This window comes from Aerococcus urinae, from assembly GCF_001543175.1.
GTDB lineage: Bacteria > Bacillota > Bacilli > Lactobacillales > Aerococcaceae > Aerococcus > Aerococcus urinae.
The window spans coordinates 1,108,484-1,130,817 of the sequence record NZ_CP014161.1; the positions used below are offsets into that span (position 1 = coordinate 1,108,484).

Annotated in this window: 4 protein-coding genes; 1 reads left to right on the forward strand and 3 read right to left on the reverse strand. The window is 44.8% G+C overall.

What is annotated here, in order from left to right; genetic code table 11:
- The first annotated feature begins 97 nt into the window (after positions 1–97).
- Positions 98–1,303 (forward strand): O-antigen ligase family protein, encoded by a 1,206-nt coding sequence (locus AWM73_RS05145; protein ID WP_230080914.1) that lies wholly within the window; start codon positions 98–100, stop codon positions 1,301–1,303.
- A gap of 131 nt (positions 1,304–1,434) precedes the next feature.
- Here AWM73_RS05145 and AWM73_RS05150 read toward each other — a convergent pair whose 3' ends face one another.
- The 3 genes from AWM73_RS05150 to AWM73_RS05160 form a co-directional block, all read right to left on the reverse strand.
- The gene (locus tag AWM73_RS05150; RefSeq protein ID WP_060778378.1) at positions 1,435–7,491 is read right to left on the reverse strand and encodes an Ig-like domain-containing protein; all 6,057 of its coding nucleotides are present in this window, start codon (positions 7,489–7,491) and stop codon (positions 1,435–1,437) included.
- A 557-nt stretch (positions 7,492–8,048) separates the two neighbouring features.
- Positions 8,049–13,601, reverse strand: coding sequence for a Rib/alpha-like domain-containing protein (locus tag AWM73_RS05155; protein WP_060778379.1), 5,553 nt, complete (start codon positions 13,599–13,601; stop codon positions 8,049–8,051).
- Positions 13,602–13,939: 338 nt separating this feature from the next.
- Positions 13,940–22,174 (reverse strand): Rib/alpha-like domain-containing protein, encoded by an 8,235-nt coding sequence (locus AWM73_RS05160; RefSeq protein WP_060778380.1) that lies wholly within the window; start codon positions 22,172–22,174, stop codon positions 13,940–13,942.
- Positions 22,175–22,334: the final 160 nt, after the last annotated feature.

The window sequence follows — 22,334 nt, forward strand, 5'->3', positions numbered from 1 at the left end:
AATAATTTTAAAAAATTAGCTAAAGATGCTTAAAATGATTGTAATTTAAGCTGATTTAGGCTAAAGTTTAAAGGATTGATACTCTTTCTGAAAGTAGGTGACTTACTTGCTAGAAGATGGCAAAGCCTTCTTACCAGGAGCAATTCAATCCATACTGATGACCATCTTATTGGTCAGCCTGTTCTTTCCATTTTATATAACCATTGTTGTTTTTGGGGTTGTTTTTATCTTGTTGTTGGCAACAGGAATGCTATCGGCCAAACACTGGCCAAATGACTCTTTAATCACAAGTTTATTTTCCTTCCCTTTTTATGCCTTTTTAATCTCTATTGTGCATGAAAATTGGGTAGGTGGACTGATCTCAGTTGGTTTATTAATTGCCCTTATTTATTCGATTTACTACACTAAACAGGTGCGACCGGAATATCTTTCTGAAATCGTAAATATTACTTTAATTGCAAGTATTATCATTTTTATCTTTACCCTCTTAGAGCACTTTAATATCATCTCAGAATGGGATTATACCTTTATTTCTCCCGCCATGAATAAGGTGCACCCTGACCGGGTAGAGGCTACATTTTTTAACCCCAATTATTTCGCCATGATGCTGGAATTCTTCATTGTTATCGCCATGTATCGAATGAAGACTACTAAGCACTTAGCTAAAAAATTAACCTGTCTCTTTTTAATTGCTTGTAATTTACTGGCCATCGTTTACACCGGTTGCCGCACCAGTGCCATCGTGATTATTGGTGCTTCCTATGTTTTCTTTTATGTAATTGGCTATAAGAAAACCGCCATTTATTCCCTACTAGGTCTGAGTATCTTAGGACTCATTGCTTGGGGGATGGGTCTTATGCCCCGCTTCGATGACTTGGCTTATGCCTTTTCCGACCGTTTTGACATCTGGCAAACCGGCTGGCAGGCCTTTAAGGATAATGTTTGGTTTGGCCAAGGTCCCTTAACCTATATGCATGTATACAGTGAATACACCACCAAGTATACCCAGCATGCCCATAATATTTTTCTGGATACGCTCTTATCTTACGGTATCATCGGGTCTAGCCTTCTGGTCTATCCCCTTTACCGTCTAGGAAAGATGCTCAATGAAATGCGGCGATATTCAAGTATTCGTCCCGAACTGGCCTTAATTTGTAGTTTACTCAGTGTGGTTTTAATCCACGGTCTAACAGATGTTACTATCTTTTGGATCCAAACTGCTGGCCTACTCATGGCCATTGTATTGGTAGGGCCTAATCTCCTTAAAAGCGCAAAGGAAAAAGCCAACCACTTAGAACAATAGAAAATCATTTCAACACGAAAAGGAGCTCAATTTACTGACAGTAGATTGAGCTCCTTTTTTATTACCCTTAATACAATATAAAAAAGCACCCCGCTATGCGAGGTGCTAGAAGAGGAGCTAATCAGTGACGATTAGTCTTCTTTTTTCTTTTTACCTAAAGCCAGGATGGAACCTGCTCCGATTAAAGCAAGAGCTAATGAGCTTGCGTAGCCTGCTACTGCACCAGTTTGTGGCAGTTGGGAATGAGCCTTAGCAGGAGCCGATTGAGTCTTACTATTATCGTCAGCGGTATGATCTTGAGTCTTCACAGAAACTGTCTTGTCGTCTGCTTTAACAGGGTCAACATCGGCTTCTGGTTCTTGATCAGGTGTTGCTTCATCTTCAACTTCAGGTTTTTCTTCTGGCTGGGGTTCAGGTTGAGGTGTTGGAACTGGTGTCACACCAGAGCCAGCTTTTTCTTCAACCGTAACGGAAACTGTTACCGTTTCACTTGAACCATCAGGATAGGTAACGATGACAGATTTGTCAATCTTATCGCCTGGTTTAGCATCTGCTGGAACTTCGACAACGACTGCGCCAGTTTCGGGATCAACCGTGATGCCGTTTTCGCCAGCGCCGGGTTGGAAGCTGGTGCCAGCTGGTGGGTTGACCTCTTTACCGTCTTCATCCTTGAAAATCGGTTCGCCGACTTTCACCTTGGTGCCTGGTTGACCGGTACCTGGTTTGTATTCAGGCTCGTAGATGTCCTTGTCTTGCTTGCTTGCTGGTGTATGGCCAGTAACGGTAGTTTCGACAGGGGTGCCGGTCCGGGTTTCCACACTACCATCTGGATTGGTGTAGTCCTTGGATGGGAAGATGGTAATGCTGTCGCCCGTTCCTTGACGAGGAACTTCGATGGTAAAGTCACCATTATCGTCAGAAGTGCCGGTGCCTATGGTATTACCGTCCTTGTCTTTGACTTCAATGGTCGTATTTGGAACGGTCGTTTTCCCGGTCACAGTGGTCTTGTCTGAACCGGGTTCGTTCTTAGCCCCTGGGTTGGTAATTTGTGGGGTTTCCTTAACGACAGTTTCAGCGCCACCTTGAGGATTGCCTTGGTCGTCTGTGACAGGCTTGAAGTTGCCTTGGTCATTCTTCTTACCAGGAACAATACTAATCTTGTCACCAGGATTTTGTTTTGGTACATCGATCTTAATATTACCGTCTTCATCTGACTTACCAGTGCCGATGGTATTGCCATCCTTGTCCTTGACTTCCACATCGGTATTTGGCGTGGTCTTGCCAGTCACGGTCGTGGTGTCCTTGCCAGGTTGGTTTTCAGCGCCTGGTTCGGTGACACGTGGGAAGCTGTCTTCATCCTTGGAATCCGTTCCGCGGTCTTTTTCTTCCTGGTCGGTCCAGCCGTCGTTATCATCATCCTTGTCACCTTGGTCGATGCCTGGAACATTTGGATTGTTTGGATCCTCTGGCATGCCGGAATCCTTGTCAGGCAGACCGTCCTTGTCCGTGTCGCGGTAAACGGTGATAGTTGATTCAGCCGTTACAGGATTGCCGTCTGCATCGGCAATTGGCTTGCCATCCTTATCTAAGACAGAAACTTCAACCGTAATGGTCCGAGTTTCTTCTTCAGGAGCCCAGTCCGTAATCTCAGGACTACCGGTTACTTGACCAGTTTCTGGGTCCACGGTCAGACCTGGATAGTTGTTTTGGCCATCGATAGTCACCTTAACGCTGCCACCTTCTGGCACATTATCGGCTTGAGGCGTTACAGGTGTAATGTCCTTGCCTTCGAGAGCATTTTGTGACTTCGGTGTCACTTCCACGCTGACTACAGCAGGAGCATCTTCAGTGACAGTCGTTTCGACAGGGTCACCGGTCCGGGTTTCTGTCGAGCCGTCTGGGTTGGTGTAATCCTTAGATGGGATCACAGAAACCTTGTCGCCGCCTTCTTGACGAGGAACTTCGATGGTAAAGTCGCCGTTTTCGTCAGAGTTACCGGTGCCGATAGTCTTGCCGTCCTTGTCCTTCACTTCAACCTTAGAGTTTGGAACGCTGGTCTTGCCGGTGACGGTGGTCTTGTCTGAACCAGGTTCATTCTTGGCCCCTGGGTTGGTGATTTGTGGGGTTTCCTTGACTACAGTTTCAGCCCCACCTTGAGGATTGCCTTGGTCATCCTTGACTGGTGTAAAGTTACCTTGGTCATCCTTCTTGCCAGGGATGATGGTGACTTTATCGCCAGGATTTTGCTTAGGCACGTCGATCTTGACATTGCCTTGGTCGTCGGAAGTGCCGGTGCCGATGGTGTTTCCATCCTTGTCCTTAACTTCCACATCCGTATTTGGCGTGGTCTTGCCAGTTACCGTCGTGGTGTCCTTACCTGGCTCATTTTCAGCGCCGGGTTCGGTGACACGTGGGAAGCTGTCTTCATCCTTGGAATCGGTGCCGCGATCTTTTTCTTCCTGGTCGGTCCAGCCGTCGTTGTCGTCGTCCTTGTCGCCTTGGTCGATACCTGGAACAGTTGGATTGTTTGGATCTTCTGGCATACCTGTATCCTTGTCAGGTTGGCCGTCCTTGTCGGTGTCGCGGTAAACGGTGATAGTTGATTCAGCCGTTACAGGATTGCCGTCTGCATCACGGACTGGTTGGCCGTCTTTATCTAGGACAGAAACTTCAACCGTAATGGTCCGAGTTTCTTCTTCAGGTGTCCAGTCGGTGATTTCCGGTTGTCCGGTTACTTGGCCCGTTTCTGGATCCACAGTCAGACCTGGATAGTTGTCTTGGCCATCGATAGTCACTTTAACGCTGCCGCCTTCTGGTACATTGTCCGCTTGTGGTGTCACTGGGGTAATGTCCTTACCTTCCAGGGCGTTTTGTGACTTCGGAGTCACTTCCACGCTAGTTTCAGCAGGGGCCTCTTCCGCATTTGGATTGGTCACGGTCACTTTGACGGTCCGTTGGATGGCTTCGTCAGTTGGTTGACCTTGAGCATCCTTTTGACCGGTACCAGTTGAGGTAATTTCAACAGGGATTTCCACGACTTTTTCTTTTTCGCCGGCTTGGAAGTCCACGGTCGGGGTGCCGACTAAGTTGCCGTCTTCATCCACTGATAGACCGTCAACTGGAACAGGTGTCGTCACCTTAGCGCCAGCTTTATTTGGTGTCACAACCTGGGTGTTGGCTGGGACTTCTTGGCCGTTGGTTGCTGTGACGTCAGTCGTTTGGGCATCGAGGCCGTCCCATACCTTAGACGCGTCATCGTCTTTATCTGGAATGCCGTCGTTGTCATCGTCTTCGTCGGTCTTATCGGCTTGACCGTCGCCGTCCGTATCGCGAAGCACGGTCACCTTGATCGGCTCGGTCGCTTCATTGCCGGATGGATCCACTGCCTTGACAGTTGCTGGGAAGTCGCGGGACTCATCTTGGTCGTCCGCCCAGTCTACAGTACCCGCTGGAACGGTCCCTTCGATCTGCTTGGTCTCAGGATTGTAGCTTAAGCCGTCTGGAAGGCCGTCAACCGTCACGGTCGCTTCCGGATCATCGGTCTCTACAGAAACAGGGTCAATTGGCTGCCCTTCTGTGGCTTGGATATCCTTGGCGGAAACAGTGATGGTCGGTGCGGTAGTGTCGGCTGGAGTGACAGGAGTCGCCGTCGCCACAAAATCCTTAGGCCCCGTAATCACTTGGCTTGGGTCTTCATTCCATTGAGGGTTTTCATAGTTTTCCTTTGCCGTCAAGCTTGGAATATTTTCATTAGATAATTGGGCTTGGTCTTTGACATCATAAGCTTTCTTGCCAAAATCATTAACCCCTTCACCAGCTGTTAAAGTCACACGGTGGTAACCTTCCGGAGTCGCTTCATCTTCCTTGCCAGTCCGGTCGATCACATCTGGTGCTGACACCTTAACTGGAGCCGTTACTTGGTCCTGTGACCCATCCTCATAAGTCACGGTGACAGGCACTTCAATGGTCTCACCAGGTGTCTTAGAGGTTTCCGAAGCTGGAATAGTGATAGCCCCGGTATTTGGATCGATGGATGCACCACGGGTTGGTGTAGTGATGGTGAAGGCTGGTTTGGCGGGGTCTTTGGACAAAGGCACCTCATTTGTTTCCACTGGGGCTTCCGTTCCATCATCAGCTAATTTTACAAAGCTTGGGGCGTCAACCTTAGCTTCTTGGCCAAAGTCAACGGCTGTTTCTTTATAGCTTGGTTGGTGCAAGTTGGCATCCTTGTATTTCACAATAAAGGAATCCGCAGCTAATTGGTTGCCACCGGACTCGAAGACCGCCCGAATAATCTCCCCATCTCGCAATTTCAGTTGTTGAGCTTCTTCGATGGTCTTAGGCAAGTCGTAGGTATCGTCAGTTCCAGCCACTAATTGATTGACAGGTGTTTCTTTGAGGACGTCGCCTTCTTCGTTATACCAAACAATCTTATTATTGAAGCCTGCTGGTGGTAATTGTGCCCCACGTAAGTCAGCCTTAGCTGTGTCATTCAAGCCAGCTGGTTTATCGGTATCATTGAAATTAGTGATTTCTAGGTCAATCACGACATTCGGTACCACGGCATGGTTGACATTGTACCAACCATATGGGCCACGAACATAACCTGCTGTCTCAGACCCAGGAACAGCTTGAGGCACAAAGCTTTGATTCTCAGCCGGGCTTCTGAAGACTGGCGTTGTGAACCCATTATAGGCATTGACCAAGTTGCCATCCCGGTCAAAGATCTGCATATACATGTATTCGGTATTATTTTCATCCATGTTTTTGTTGTCAAAACGAATGGAGTAACGGCCATCTTCATTGGTATAAGCATACTTGGTTTCTTGAATGGCATCCGGATTGTTTAACAAGAAGTCTTCGGCTGCTTTAGCTCGTTGGTTTTGAGGTAAAGAGTTAACAGCTGATTCATAAGCGGCTGAACCTTCCTTAGACAAGTAGGAAGCAACCACCTTATAACCAGCTGCTTCAACATCCCGGCTATTATTATTTGGACCGGTTGCACTATTGGCATAGTCGCCCGCACCGGTCTCTAGCCAAACTCGACCAGAAACACTATTATCGCTGCGACGGAGAACGGCTGGGTTATTGATTGGGCCTTCTGGATCTTCAACCCATTCACTCTCAGGTCGGTGCATGTAAGCCCCACCTTGTTCGATCATAAAGATCCCAGTCCGCTGCATGTTGGTTCCGAGTAGTGGGAACTGACCTAAGTTTTTATTAGTCGCTGAACCCACAAATGATCCTGGGAAGAAGCCCCCTGCTTGACGGAACATGGTCACCCGGTTGCCGGTATCCGGATCGAAGTAGTCGGGAATCCATAAGCGATAATATTGGTCGCCCTTAGCGGAATACTTATGTTCCACTCCATTGGCGTCAATCCAAGCATCTCTTAAGTCAAAAGCAAAAGAACCTGGGCCTGCTTGACTCCCATCAACTTGTGATAATTGATTGGTCGTTTGCGCCCGATAAAGCGGGGAAACCGCACCGTCAGTATCAATCCACTGCATGTAGACATCTGTACCTTCAGCGACTTCGGTCAAGCCATTGGCCATGGTAGATGGCACCCCTTTGTCGGCAATCCAAGCACGACCTGATAGGGTATTGGCAGCGTTAGACATATCGGTCGCGGATTTGATGTAACCGTTAGCGATAGCGTCCGCATCAATGGCATCGACTTTCTTTTGATTGTTGGCACGGTCTTCGCCAGACTTATCTTCAGCTGGGGTCTCCGTATCGCTTGCTTCAGCAGCATAAGTTACTGGAGAAGCTTTTCCTTCTTCCTTATCAGTTGGTTGAGCGGCAGCTTCTTCTTCAGACGTATTTTCTTCAGCTGCTGCTTCAGAAACTGCTGGTACTTCTTCTGATTCTGCTGGTGTTTCAGCCGGAGCTTCCTCTCCAACAGCTGGCGCTTCTGTGGAAGCTGGCTCTTCAACGACAGGTGCTTCTTCTCTTACAGGGGCTGCTTCCTCTTTAGAAGGTTCAATTTCTCCTACTGGTGTTGATACTTCTTCACTTGTGTTTGCTTCTTCAGCTGCTGCTTGAACAACGACGGCATCCCCCGCAAAGAGGAGCCCCGCAGCCACAGCTACAGAAGCCACGCCGACACTTAGGCGCTTGATGGAGTAGCGGTAGAACTTATTGCTCTGCTTCTCCTTTTTCACTTGGTAGTTATTTTTTCCAACCATATGTGTCCTCCTTATACTCGTACATATTTGTTTTTTATAAATAAGAACTTTGTAAAGATATAGTACCTAAAAAAAAAAAAAATACAATGTATATAAATTTTTAAAAGAGATAATTTATTATTTTATCTATTTATATATCCATAACCTCCCTTTATAGATGTCTATAAATAGGCCTTATTTATAAATAATATACATATTTGTTTTTAAATTACATTTAAAATACCATTTGACTTATCCCCTTTAATTTACAGTATAATAATTAACTTTAAAAAAACAAATCTTAATTTGTCTTTTATTTGGAAATATAATCTATAATTTAGCTTCTAAGCCGTGTCACGAAGGCCTTCTTGTCCATTTAAATTTATAAAAGTTTACATATAAAAGAACATTATTTTGTTCTGAATAAGAACAATATTGTTTATTTTATAGTTCTTATTTTTCGTTTTAAAAAGCTATACATTATTCAATTCAATCAGCTTATAAGCGAAATAAAAAAAGCTCCCATACATCTTTGTATGAGAGCTTAAAATCTATAGGGTTAAATTAACCATTTAGTCCTACTTTTTGCGTTTACCTACAACAAGAATGCTACCTGCCCCGATAAGAGCTAGAGCTAATGAGCTTGCTAAACCAGCAACTGCCCCCGTTTGAGGGAGTTTGGAGTGAACTCTAGCAGTGCTTACTTTAGCCTCTGAAGATTGAACGGCTTCATTATCCTTAACATCATGAGATGTTTTTGAAGGATCAGTTTTAGAAGCCTTTGTATTTTCAACAGTTTCTTCTACTTTGGAAGGTTCGTCCTCTTCATTATGATTTACTGGAACAACTGGATTGGAAGCTGGTTCAGTTTCATGATCTTCCTCAGCATTGTCATCCTTAATGCCAGTATCTTGGTTATCACTGCTTGTTTCATCTGGAACATGAGAAGTATCCTCATCGTCTGTTGGTTCATCCGCTAGTTTGTCTTCAGATTTATTATCATCACGACCTGCTTCGTGTCCAACTACTTGAACTGGGATAGTAGCCTTGCCTCTTGGTAGGTCTTCATCTTCGATAACTACTTTGATTGGGCCATCAACGTCAGTACCAGGGGTAACTTCGATTTCACCTGTTCCTGGGTTAATTTGAGCAGGTACTTCTTTTCCATCTTCGTCAGTCGCTGTTACCGTGGTGTTTTCATCTGGATTAGTAATAATAATACCAGTGCCTTGTTTTTCATCGCTTGGGTAAACAGGTTTAACTGCACCACCAACTTCTGTCTTAGTTATATCTTGCTCAGGCTTATTATCGTCTTGCCCGGTTTCATGACCATTAACAGGAAGAGTCACTTCTTGTTTTCCACCTGGTAATTCAGGATCTTCGATGATAACGGTAATTGGGCCATCAACATCTGTACCTGGTGTTACCTTGATATCACCAAAGCGGCCGTCTGTGACCACTTCAACTGGAAGTTCTTTGCCATCTTCATCTTTAGCAGTAACTTTAGTATCTACATCTGGATTTACGATCATAATACCGGTTGATTGTTGGTTATCAGTCGGATCCACGGGATTCAGCTTGCTGTCGTCAACTTGGGTTTGTTCAGTAGCTGGTTTGTCCTCAGAACCGTTATCATCTCGGCCTTCTTCATGACCAACAACTTGAACTGGAATAGTGGCTCTGCCTCTTGGTAGGTCTTCGTCTTCGATAACTACCTTGATTGGACCATCCACATCTGTTCCTGGGGTGACTTCAATTTCACCCGTTTCTGGATTGATTTCGGCAGGAACTTGCTTACCGTCTTCATCAGTTGCGGTCACTGTGGTTGTTTCATCTGGATTAGTAATAACAATACCAGTTCCTTGTTTTTCATCACTTGGATGTACTGGTTTAACCGCGCCTCCAACTTCGGTCTTAGTTGCATCTTCCTCAGATGTATTATCATCACGACCTGCTTCGTGGCCATTAACTTGAACTGGGATAGTAGCTTTACCGTTTGGCAAGTCTTCATCTTCAATCACAACATCGATTGGACCATCCACATCAGTCCCTGGAGTAACTTCAACTTCCCCTGTTTCTGGATTGATTTCAGCAGGTACATGCTTACCGTCTTCATCAGTTGCGGTTACTGTTGTCGTGTCATCTGAGTTAATAACCGTAATGCCGGTGCCTTGTTTTTCGTCTGTTGGATCCACTGACTTAACAGCTCCACCAATTTCAGTCTCAGGTGCATTATCATCGCGCCCTGCTTCATGGCCATTAACTGGAACGGTTACTTCTTGTTTACCTTCTGGCAATTCAGGATCTTCGATAGTAATGGTGATTGGTCCGTCGACATCTGTCCCTGGGGTAACTTTGACATCACCAAAGCGTCCATCTGTTACGACTTCTACTGGCACATCTTTACCATCTTCGTCCTTAGCAGAAACTTTTGTCTCATCATCAGGATTTACAATGACAATACCGGTTGATTGTTGATCTTCGCTCGGGTCGACAGGGTTAACCTTGCTGTCATCAACACGGGTTTGTTCAGTAGCTGGCTTGTCTTCAGAACCATTATCATCGCGTCCATCTTCATGACCATTAACTGGGACTGGAATAGTAGCTTTACCATTTGGCAAGTCCTCATCCTCAATTACAACATCGATTGGACCATCAACATCAGTGCCAGGTATCACTTCAATTGCGCCCGTTTCTGGGTTAATTTCAGCTGGAACTTTCTTACCATCTTCGTCAGTCGCCGTTACTGTTGTTTGGTCATCTGGGTTGGTTACCGTGATACCGGTGCCTTGTTTTTCGTCTGTTGGGTCAACTGGTTTCACTGAGCCACCAATTTCGGTCTTAGGCTCTTCAATTGTCACAGGAACAGTTAATTTATCTTCGGAACCGTCTGGGTAAGTGACAGTAACAGGGACTTCAGTGGTTCCTGGAGTTTGGCCGTCTGGTAATTGACTTGGATCATCAACGGTAACGGTTGGTTGATCGCCTTCTGATGGATATTCGGGAATATTGACTGCGTTCTTAATTTCTTCTTCGTTAGGTGCTTGACCATAATCCTTAGTTACTTGACCAGCAGTTGGTGTGTACTTATCGGCGTCTTCTTCTGTAGGTTCAGCTTCCTTAGTCACAAAGTTGATGAATTGGTTGCCGAGATTGTCTGTAACCGTTAGAGAGCCACCATCAGTCAATCCTGTATCATCAATTTCATAATCTGAGTTAGTTGGATCGAAGCCGTCGATAGTCACCTTGTATTCACCTAAAGGAATTTTCGCTAAGTCAAAGTTTTTAGTTACAGGAAATCCTATTCCTCCAATCCATTTCGAGCCACTCTCGAATTGGACAGAAGGATCTTCTGTACTGGTTAAAGTCACTTTAATGTTTCTAAATTCTTCAGGAAGTGATTCTTCAGGAGTCTTACCTTCTTGAACAAGTAATGGTTGGCCATCAACTCTGATACTATGAGTAACGTGAGCAGTTTCTGGCTCAGCTTCTTTCACTGTCACAGGAACATTTACCTTGTCTTCCGATCCATCTGGGTAAATGACAGTAACTGGTACGTCAGTGGTACCTGGCGTTTGCCCATCTGGTAATTGACTTAGGTCGTCAACTGTAACTGTTGGCTGTTCACCTTCTGTTGGATAGTCTGGAATGCTTACTGCATTCTTAACTTCTTCTTCAGTAGGTGCTTGACCGTGGTCTTTAGTGACTGTCTCTGCAGTTGGTTCGTACTTATCTGCATCTTGTTCCGTTGGCGCTTCCTTAACGGTCACCTTAATAGGCACACGATCTTGTGAATTGTCTGGGTAGTTAACGATGACAACGGCATCTTTCTCGCCAGGACTAGAAACATCGACTGGAGATTCCCATTCATAAGAGGTATCAGCTGGTAGAGCATCTTTATTGGCAATGCCATCTGCCGCAGCAGGTGTGACATCTTGTGGAGTTTCCAAGTTATTGCCGGTTGGGGCATTAGCATCTGCTTCAGATGGTTGTGGTGTTTCCGTTTCGATATTATCGTCTATATCATCGACAACCCCGTCCCCGTCCACATCAGGAACGCTCATGAACATATCCGCATGGCTATTAGGGATGAGTTCGTCCTTGCTATTGACAAAGTAACCAATCACACCAAAGTTTTCATCACGGCCCTTGTTCTCTGCCAGGATGTCATTTAAGGTCACGCCATCTTTAAGGTTCAAGACAATCCGAACGCCGGCTGGGTAAGAGAAGCCAGGGTTGAAGTTAACTTGTCTAGAGTCCACATTAGAGGCAACTGTATCTAGGGTGAAGTAACCTTGTCCTGGTTGGAGTTCACTATCACCGTAACGATAGCCGCCAACTTTTTCAGGCATATTAGGATCGACACGGTTGTCGAACATCTCTACAGGCGACATAGACCCACTGATACCAGTTTGAGGTTCGCCATTGCCGCCTTTTAGACCCGTATAGGAAGTTTGGATCTTATCATTTCCTAAGTTGACCCGGTGTTCATAATCCACCCAGCCTTCACGCTGTGTCCCACCTGCTAGTTGTGATTCATTGGCAAAACGAGCGCGATGGTCATCTTCAGCATGGTAAACTTCAGGACTTTGGGCTTCAGACATAAAGTGGGCATCCACTGAGTCAATATATGGCAACAAGCGCTTGTCAATCTCAAAACGATAAGCCCATTCTCGGTTAGGCTGCGCCCCATAACCATTTAAGGTACTACCAGAGCTCTTAGTGATATGTTGGGTAAAGACTAAGCCCCCATTACCATTATTGGCTTCTTGGAAGTACTTATAGCGTCCCCCTGCGTTGGTGAACCATTTTTCCTGAGTCCTAGTGGCATTATTTAATTCTTTATAAGGAGGGGTTTCCGTATTAACAGTTACCGTATTAATGGTATTGTCCAATACTTTACCATCTTTATCTAAGATATGAGCGGTAACCATCCAGTCGCCATTGGAAGTTTTATTTTGATCAGAGGCAATAATGTCTTTAATAGTTTGGTCTAAATGAATAGTCGCAAAACCTACTTGACCAATGGATACTTCAGTTCCGTTAAAGACGGATGGATTATCTCTATAGGCGGCTGTTGTCTTGTCTGCCATAATACGGCGCCAAGAATTCGTCAAGGTCCCATTAGGCAGGGCCACCCGTTCCCATTCAAATTTGTAGTCTGAGAAATCGGTCCCAGCTGATGATTTAGGTCCGGAGCCAACAACTTGGGTAACGTGAGAAGCTAAACGGTCGTCTAAACCTAGATACACATATCTTTGACGACCATTCTGGTTACCGATAAACTGGGTCGCAAATTCAACGTTCAAGGTATTACTATCTTGGGCTGCAGCACTCGCTACATCCTCAACGCTGACAGTTAATGGCGTTTCCGCTTCGTTCTTCTTCTCAGGACGGGTTAAATCTTGGATCATGGTACCCGAATAAGTCTGGCCATCTTTTTCATAGGCGTTATTGACTTCGATAGGCACTTTTACGATATCATAAGACCCATCAGCATAAGTTACTTTAACGTCAGCTTTCTTGAGGCCAACGGTTTGGAATACTTGAGGGTCAACAAATTCGTACTGGGCATCATCTGGTAACTCAGCCACATTATCAACTGCTTGTTTGGCATCCCCTACCCGGCCGTAACGATAGTAAGTCGCTTCTTGGCTGGCATAAGGTTCATATTGACTGTTAACTTGCCCTTCAGATCTTGTTTCTCCAGTATTCACTTCAGGAGCGTTCTCAGGCGCTGCATAGGTCACCGCTTGAGCTTGAGGGGTTTCTTCTTCAGCTTCTGCTTGAACAGTGGTTTCTTCAACTGGGGCTTCAGCTATTTCTTCTGCAACAGGGGCAGTTTCTTCCTTAGCAGGCTCTTCTTCATCCGTTAGTTCTTTCGCTACTGAAACATTTTCAGCGGAACTTTCCTCTTCAGCAGTTGGCTCTCCTTCATTAAGGACAAGCTCACTGCTTTCTTCACTGACTTCTGCCGCAGCTACCTCTACTACAGCCGCATCACCGGCAAATAATAAGCCAGCCGCAACAGCTACCGATGCTACGCCAACACTCAAACGTTTAATGGAGTAACGGTAAAACTTATTAGCTCGTTTTCCCCTCTTAACTTGAAGGTTATTTTTCCCAACCATATTATTCCTCCTGTTTGGATGTATTTATTCGAAATGTTATATACTTTACTTCTCCATTATAATAATTATATTTTATAAGAACAAATCTTAATTTATCTTTCACTTTGACTTAAGGCTGGGATAATTGCCCTTCTTAGCGTCATGACGGGATTGAATAAAAATAGCTGTTGACTTATTATCTAAAAATGTACAATTAATGTACCTAATGAAAGCGTTTTTGTACTTGTTTTATACTAACCTCCCTAGCTAAGTACTACTTTTTTAACTTAATGAAGGAACAAAAAAGCTCCCATACTTATATATGAGAGCTTTTTGGACTATGAAGTCAAATCAATGTTTTAGTCTTCTTTTCTTCTTTTACCAAGAGCAAGAATACTACCGGCTCCGATAAGAGCGAGAGCTAATGAGCTTGCTAGACCAGCAACTGCACCAGTTTGAGGGAGTTGACTTTGTATTTTGGCAGAGCTTGCTTTATTAGCTGATGGTTGATTTGCTTTTGTCGTTGCTGCATGTACTGCAGTGTTTGTATGAACTGGTTGAGCAACTTGATTGCCGTGACCTGGTTGTCCTGGTTTTACCGTATTAGGTTTAGGAGTCGCAGGTTTTGGACTTGCCTCTGAATGATTGTCATCGCGATCTGCAGCATGACCCTTGACTGGAACCACGACTACTTTCTTACCACCTGGTAATTCTGGGTCAGTGATGGTGACAATAATTGGAGCGTCAACGTCGGTGCCTGGGGTCACTTCCACTTCACCAGTTTCAGGGTTGATGACAACAGGGATGTCCTTGCCGTCTTCGTCCTTGGCGGTAACTGTGGTGTCCTTATCAGGGTTGTTGACCTTGATACCAGTCCCTTGTTGGTCGTCAGTTGGGTTAACTTCTTTGACTTGCGAGTCATCGACTGTGGTCTTTTCAACTGTTTCACTAGGTATGTTAGGTTCATCAGAACCGTTATCATCGCGACCCGCTTCGTGTCCCTTAACCGGAACGGTCACTTCTTGTTTGCCGCCTGGGAGGTCTGGATCTTCAACGGTAACGGTGATTGGCCCATCAACGTCGGCACCTGGAGTCACTTCAACTTCACCAGTTTCCGGATTGATGGCTACAGGAACATCCTTACCGTCTTCATCCTTAGCGGTTACCTTGGTGTCTTTATCAGGGTTGTTAACCTTGATACCAGTGCCTTGTTGTTCATCCGTTGGGTCAACAGGTGTAACCACAGAGTCGTCAATATTAGTCTTCTCACGGACTAATTGGTCACCTGGGATGGTGTCTTTCGAGCCATCTGGGTAAGTGATCGTAGCAGTACCGTCATTGCCGATTTCAACCTTAGTTGGGTTTTGACCTTCCTTAGGAGCTGGGAATTTATCCTTGTTGGCATCTTCGATAGCTTTCTTAACCGCATCTTTTTCTTCTTGGGTTAAGTTGGTCTTGTCAGCAACTGGAGTCTTCTCAGCAGGAACAGTTGGGTCAGTAAGATCTGCTTGGGTCTTGTCTGAACCATTATCATCGCGACCTTTTTTGTGACCTTCGACTGGAACTTCAAAGCTTTGTTTGCCTTCTGGTAAATCTTTATCTTCAACAGTCACGGTGATTGGGCCGTCTACCTTAGTACCTGGAGTGACAGAAACCTTACCAGTTGTTGGGTCAACCGTTACAGGAACATTATTCCCGTCCTCATCCTTGGCAGTCACCTTAGTTGGGGTCTTGTCATCTTGGTTCTTCACAACTAAACCAGTGTCTTGTGGCTCATCAGTTGGCTTAACGGTCTTAGGTGTGCCTTCAACGGTGGTCTTAGGACGTTCAACGACTAAGTCCGTACCTGGGATGGTGTCCTTAGATCCGTCTGGGTAAGTGATAGTTGCAGTTCCGTCTTTGCCTACTTCAACAGTTGTTGGCTTTTGACCATCCTTAGCTACAGGGAATTTATCCTTGTTGGCGTCTTCGATAGCTTTCTTAACCTTGCCTTGTTCTTCAGGAGTTAAGTTAGTCTTATCTTCAACTTCGGTCTTAGCTGGGACAGTTGGTTCAGTCAAGTCTGCTTGAGTCTTGTCTGAGCCATTGTCATCGCGACCAGCTTTATGTCCGTTAACAGGAACAGTGTCTTCTTTCTTACCACCTGGAAGATCTGGGTCCGTTACGGTAACAGTGATTGGACCGTCAACATTGGTACCTGGAGTAACTTCCACTTCGCCGGTTTCTGGGTTGATGACAACAGGAACATCCTTGCCATCTTCATCCTTAGCGGTGACTGTGGTGTCTTTGTCCTGGTTGTTGACTTTAATGCCAGTTCCTTGTTTTTCATCTGTTGGGTTAACAGCTTTAACCGCAGAATCATCAACATTAGTCTTTTCACGGACTAATTGGTCGCCAGGAATGATGTCTTTTGAACCATCTGGGTAGGTAATGGTTGCATTACCCTTGTCATCCACGGTAACAGTTGTTGGTTTTTGGTCTTCCTTAGGAGCTGGGAATTTATCCTTGTTGGCGTCTTCAATAGCTTTCTTAACTTGGGCTTTTTCGTCATCCGTTAAGTGGTTCTTATCAGCTACTGGAGTCTTTTCAGCTGGAACTGTTGGGTCTGTTAGATCTGCTTGAGTCTTACCTGACTTGTTGTCATCGCGACCCTTTTCGTGACCTTCCACTGGCACTTCGAAGCTTTGTTTACCGTCTGGTAAGTCTTTATCTTCGACGGTGACAGTGATTGGGCCGTCAACATTGGTACCTGGGGTGACGGAAACTTTACCAGTTTCTGGGTCAACAGTTACCGGAACATCTTGGCCGTCTTCGTCCTTAGCGGTTACCTTGGTTGGAGTCTTGTCGTCTTTGTTCTTAACAACAAGTCCAGTGTCTTGAGGATCATTGGTTGGTTTAACCGTCTTTGGCGTACCTTCAACGGTAGTCTTAGGCCGTTCAACGACTAAATCTGTACCTGGGATAGTATCTTTTGAGCCATCTGGGTAGGTAATGGTTGCGGTACCATCGTTGCCAATTTCTACCTTAGTTGGGTTTTGACCTGGTTTAGCTTCAGGGAATTTTCCTTTATTAGTGTCTTCGACTTTCTTCTTAACTTCAGCTTTTTCTTCAGGAGTTAAGTTAGTCTTGTCTTCAACTTCAGTCTTCGCTGGAACTGTTGGGTCAGTCAAGTCTGCTTGAGTCTTACCTGACTTGTTATCGTCGCGACCCTTTTCGTGGCCTTCGACTGGCACTTCAAATGTTTGTTTACCATTTGGTAAGTCTTTGTCTTCAACGGTGACAGTGATTGGGCCATCAACATTGGTACCAGGAGTTACGGAAACTTTTCCGGTTTCTGGATCTACAGTTACTGGAACGTCATTGCCGTCTTCATCCTTGGCAGTCACCTTGGTTGGGGTCTTATCGTCTTGGTTCTTCACAACAAGGCCGGTGTCTTGTGGCTCATCAGTTGGCTTAACGGTCTTAGGAGTTCCTTCAACCGTAGTCTTAGGACGTTCGACTACTAAGTCTGTCCCTGGGATGGTGTCCTTAGAACCGTCTGGGTAGGTAATAGTTGCGGTTCCGTCTTTATCTACTTCGACAGTTGTTGGAGTTTGACCGTCTTTAGGAGCAGGGAACTTGTCCTTGTTGGCATCTTCGATAGCCTTCTTAACCTTAGCTTGTTCTTCAGGAGTTAACTTAGTCTTGTCTTCAACTTCTGTCTTAGCTGGAACGGCTGGAGTAGTTGTTTCAGCCTGGGTTGGGTTTTCAGAAACCTTAACAGTTACTGGAACTTCATCCTTGCTACCGTCTGGGTAAGTTACCACAACAGTAGCAGGCTTATCGCCAGCTTCCTTGGTGTCGACAGGTTCCTTGAAGTCAAACTTCGTGCCTTGAGGTAACTTGTCAGCATCCTTGATACCATCTTTAGCGTTTGGTGTTTGACCAACTTTAGTGTTGATATCTTGACCTTGTGGTTCGTTCTTTTCTGCGTCAGTTAAGTCTTTAACTTGGACTTTGGCAGGAACTTCTTCGCTTGAACCGTCTGGGTAGGTTACCACAACTGTCGCTGTTTTTTCACCTGGAGTCTTAGTATCAACTGGTTCCTTGTAAGATACCTTGGTACCTTGTGGAAGTTTTTTCAGGTTTGCAATCGAATCTTCAGCTTTTGGTGTTTCGCCAACTTTGACAGTTTGGTCCTTAGCTTGTGGTTCGTTCTTTTCTGCATCAGTTAAGTCTTTGACTTGGACTTTGGCAGGAACTTCTTCACTTGAACCATCTGGGTAAGTGACTACAACTGTCGCTGCTTTTTCACCTGGTGTCTTAGTATCGACTGGTTCCTTGTAGGCTACCTTAGTACCTTGTGGAAGGTCTTTCAGGTTGGCGATAGAATCTTCAGCCTTAGGTGTTTCACCGACTTTGACAGTTTGGTCCTTAGCTTGCGGTTCGTTCTTTTCTGCATCTGTCTTCTTAGTTGCATTGGCTACAATGACTTCGTCTTTACTAATTGGTGTATCAGGTGCGACGGACCAAGTGATTGGTTCTTTATAATCTTTAGCTTTAGATGGATCGATAGTTGCCTTTGGATACATATCCTCTGAAATACCACTACCATCTCTTACGTGAAGAACTTTTTCTGGAACTTGAGTCCCCTCACCAGCTTTAAGCGTTACCTTATGGTAGCCTTCTGGAACTGGAGCATTTGGATCAGTTGGATTATAAACGTCAGGCCGTATAGTCACATTGAATACAGCTTCAGTCGTGTCGGTTGTCTTGTCACCGTAAGTTACCACGACTGGGATTTTGACATCCTTGCCTTCGTCAGCAGCTTGAGGTGTATAGCTAACTTCCCCTGTCTTAGGATCGATTGTAGCACCCTTAGGAGCCCCTTCACCTAGAGCGAAAGTTGCGCCGGCTGGTGTGTCTACTGGCTTATCAGCGCTGTCTTTGAAACTTGGAGATTTCGATTTTGCTGCTTGACCAACATTGGCTTCAGTTGGGGCATAGCTTGGTTCTAAGGCATCCTTATCCTGTTGTTTAACCGTGATTGGTGTCTTAGATTCTGCTTGAAGTTCGCCATTCTTACCTGGAACAGTGACTTCAACCTTCTTACCGTCATGGTCTTTCTTGGTTAAAGGTGTGTCTGGGGTATAGTTAGGCACGTCTTTGAGACTCACTTTAATCCCGTACTTGTCGAAGTCTTTTGCTTCAACCACTTTTTCCACGCCATTGGCATCGGTTAATTTCACCTTAGTGCCGGCTGGGTCAAGCTTGTTGTCGCCTGCCTTGCCTTCGGTATATTCCTTCTTGGTTGGGTCTTGAACGATTTCAACCTTAGCGATACCGACATTGTCTTCGTTGAAACGTTTGTCTTCGTAAACGGAGTGGTATTCGCGGGTGTCGCCAAGTAGACCGTCTTCGATTGAACTATCCTTGGCTAATTCATTATCAAAGATTGGCTCCCATGATGACCATTTCTTGGCTGGGTTGTCCGCAACTGGGTTGGTCGGTACAACTTGGTCGAATTTCGTTTGAATTTCAGGATCGTTGAACTTGGTCCCCTTGAGGACGTCGAAGGCTTTCACCTTAGCATTGTCCGCAAATTTACCAGTTACTGAACCGTCCTTGGTGTCCGCATTGAATTTCAGACGCACATAGCCCTCAGGTACAGGAGAGTTTGGATCGGTAACATCTTTAATCTTGTCCTGTTCAGCCACAATGACTGGCGCATTGGTGGTATCTTGTGAGCCATCCTTGTAGGTCACAACCACTGGCACGCTAACCATGGTCCCTGCGTCAGCAGCCTTAGCGGTGTAGGTAACCACCCCTGTGTTAGGATCAACCTTAGCCCCCTCTGGAGCGTTTTCGCCTAAAGCGAATTTAGCGCCTTCTGGTTTAGCAGTGTCCTTACCAGCCTTGTCAATGAATTGAGGCGATGAGGTAACTTCTTCGCCGACATTGGATTGGACTGGGGTGTATTTAGGATCCACTAAATCTTTTTCTTCTTCCTTAGGTAAGACTTTAATGACAGCGTTACTTTGGATCTTCATACCATTTGGATAGGTAAGAGTTACAGGAACAGTGACTGTTTCACCCGGAATCTTAGCTGTATCAGCAGCTTTGATGGTAACTTCACCAGTCTTAGGATCAACGGTTACAGGTATTTCCTTGCCGCCAACGTTAACTGTCTTAAGCGGTTCATAAGAAATCTTAGTTTCGCCGTTCTTATCTACGGTTTCTTTTCTTTCTTCATAGGAGAAGGTTGGCTTACCATCGTTTGGATTTGGAGTATATTCTTCTCCAGCGGTATTCTTGTATTTTGGAGCAGCTGTTTTAGCTTCTTGACCCGCTTTCTTTTCGATTGGATCATATTCAACCTTGGGCGCTGCGATAAAGGCATCTGCAGCTAGGGCATCGGTTAAATTATCATGCTTCTTATTATCATTTAAGAAAATAGCAGAAGTAAATTTAGCTGGTGCACCAAGTTGCTTATCGACATTTACTGGAATGGAAGCTGGTGCTTTACCATCTGGAGTGGTTACGAATTCAGTTGCTTCTCCATATGGTTTCCCATCTTTAAACCATCTTTGGAAATAAGTCGTACTTGGTAGGAGACCTTCAGATGAGTTTTCTACTTTTTCACCCGCTGGAGCAAAGTTTGATTGTGCATCGTATGTTTTAACCGCGTGAGCTGGTTTAGCTACGATTGCCGCAAAATTGACGTCTGAGATATTCCCTGAAGCCAAGTTTGATGGTCCAACTGGTTTAGCAGCCCCATCGAGAAGGGCAAACACATTATTTTGTGATGTATTTGACCAAATATTATAGTTGTCAATTAGGGAAGCCACATACATATAGTCTTGGTTAATGTGACGGTGCTTTTGTCCAATTGTCCCATTCCAAGCCATTAAATTCGTATGGTTTTCATCTTTTACATTAACGACTTTGCCATACTCTTCAGGTTTAATAGTATGAGAAATTGATAGCCCACTATTTGCTTCATTTCGAGACACACCATAAAGGCCTCTGAATGGAATGTAGTAATTTCCGTTAGAATCTACAGTACCTACAACCGTTTCTGCAATATGAGAGCCTTTACCATTTTTAGCTTCATAATCAGCAATGATTTGGGATTGAGCATCTCTAAACTCTAAAATTCTCGGATTGTCTTGCCCAGCAGAACCTGTGTAGTTATTGTCTTTCTTCCATTTATCGAATAAACGAGCTACCTCATCATTCACATAGGAAGCCACTACCTTAGTCTTAGCTGCTGGAAGATCCCAGGAATCTTTCTTCCACATACGAGCGTCTGATCCGGCAGGGTCGCCACCATCAAACCAAACTTTACCAGAGACTTTACCATAGTCTCCGGCTGGTTTCCATTCGCCGGAAGGATCTGGAGATTCTCGCCAGGTGTTCTTAGGACCAACTAACCAATCATTATTCAGTAATTTTTCTTGGAATACAACTTGGCCACCAACAATACGATCAATACCTACAGTGAAGTCCCAGGATTCATTGGTACGAGTTAAACGTTTGTGGAAGCCAGTGATTTGGTCCCCACCCTTGATTAAAGCTAAGTGGGCTGGGTCTGGATTTTCGGCCCAGGTTCTCACCGCAAAGGCTTCTTGGTCTCCATCAGATAATTTCCATTTATGTACATTACCAAATTTATCGATAACTGGTTTGTCAAAGGTAAATGTGAATGTCCCATCAGCTTTTGAAACGGTTTTATAAACTGGCGAAACATAACCATCTTTATAAGCCCATTGCAAATAAACAGGAACACCAGCTAAAGTTTCCTTAGTCACTTCGTTACTATTGCCATGTCTGTATACGAAAACAGTCCCAGAATAAGATCGCTTATCCCCTTGTTTACCAGTCGCATCAATAGCAGAATCTTGTAATTTTTTAAGTAATTCAGACTCTCCAACCAAGGTCTTATCTGAGTTTGTTGTATCAACATTAGCATAGAATGACAAGCCTTCACTTTTAACATCGCTCTTCAGCTCATCAGACTTAACTTTATCCTCAGAGCCCTTTCGATCTTCTGCATAGTAAGCTGCACGACTTGGAGCTTTTTTTACTTTAGGTTGTTCTTCAGGCTTAACTTCTTTATTAGCTTTTGGCTTTTCTTCAGTTTTTTTATCAGCCTTAACATTTTCGGGTTTAGATTGTTTTTCAGACTTAGCTGATTCTTCAGCTTTCTTAGTTTCAGCCTTTTCAGCTTTAACTTTTTCGGCTTGAGTTTTTTCTTCAGACTTCTTATCTGCTTCAGGTTGAGCCGGTTTAGCTTCTGCTTTTTCTTCAGTAAGCTTTACTTCTTCTGCTACAGGTGTAGGAACTGTTTTATCCTCAGCTGGACTTGCCACTGGAGCAGTCACTACTTCACTCGGCTTAGGGTCCGCTACAGGAACTGGTGCACTAGTGGTTTCCACTACTGATGCTTTGACTTCGTCGGTGGCCGCTTGGGCGACAGCTGAATCAGATGCAAAGAGCAAACCTGCCGCTACTGCAACCGATGCCACGCCAACACTTAGACGTCTAATCGAATAGCGGTAGAATTTGTTGCTTTGCTTTTCCTTTTTCACCTTAAGGTTATTCTTACCAACCATATTCTTCCTCCTCATACTTATACAAATTCGTTTATTTCAAAACAAGGACTTGATAGGGCTATGGTACTCCAAAGTTAAGTGTAAATTCAATTAATATGAGGTTTTATAAGCATTTAATTTATTATATCATTAACTTTATTTAATTAATAAAAGCAATTGG

What these genes read in the sequence shown, in the direction of transcription:
- AWM73_RS05150 (WP_060778378.1), bottom strand. Translation starts at nt 7,491, where the DNA reads ATGGTTGGAAAAAATAACTACCAAGTGAAAAAGGAGAAGCAGAGCAAT.
- AWM73_RS05155 (WP_060778379.1), bottom strand. Translation starts at nt 13,601, where the DNA reads ATGGTTGGGAAAAATAACCTTCAAGTTAAGAGGGGAAAACGAGCTAAT.
- AWM73_RS05160 (WP_060778380.1), bottom strand. Translation starts at nt 22,174, where the DNA reads ATGGTTGGTAAGAATAACCTTAAGGTGAAAAAGGAAAAGCAAAGCAAC.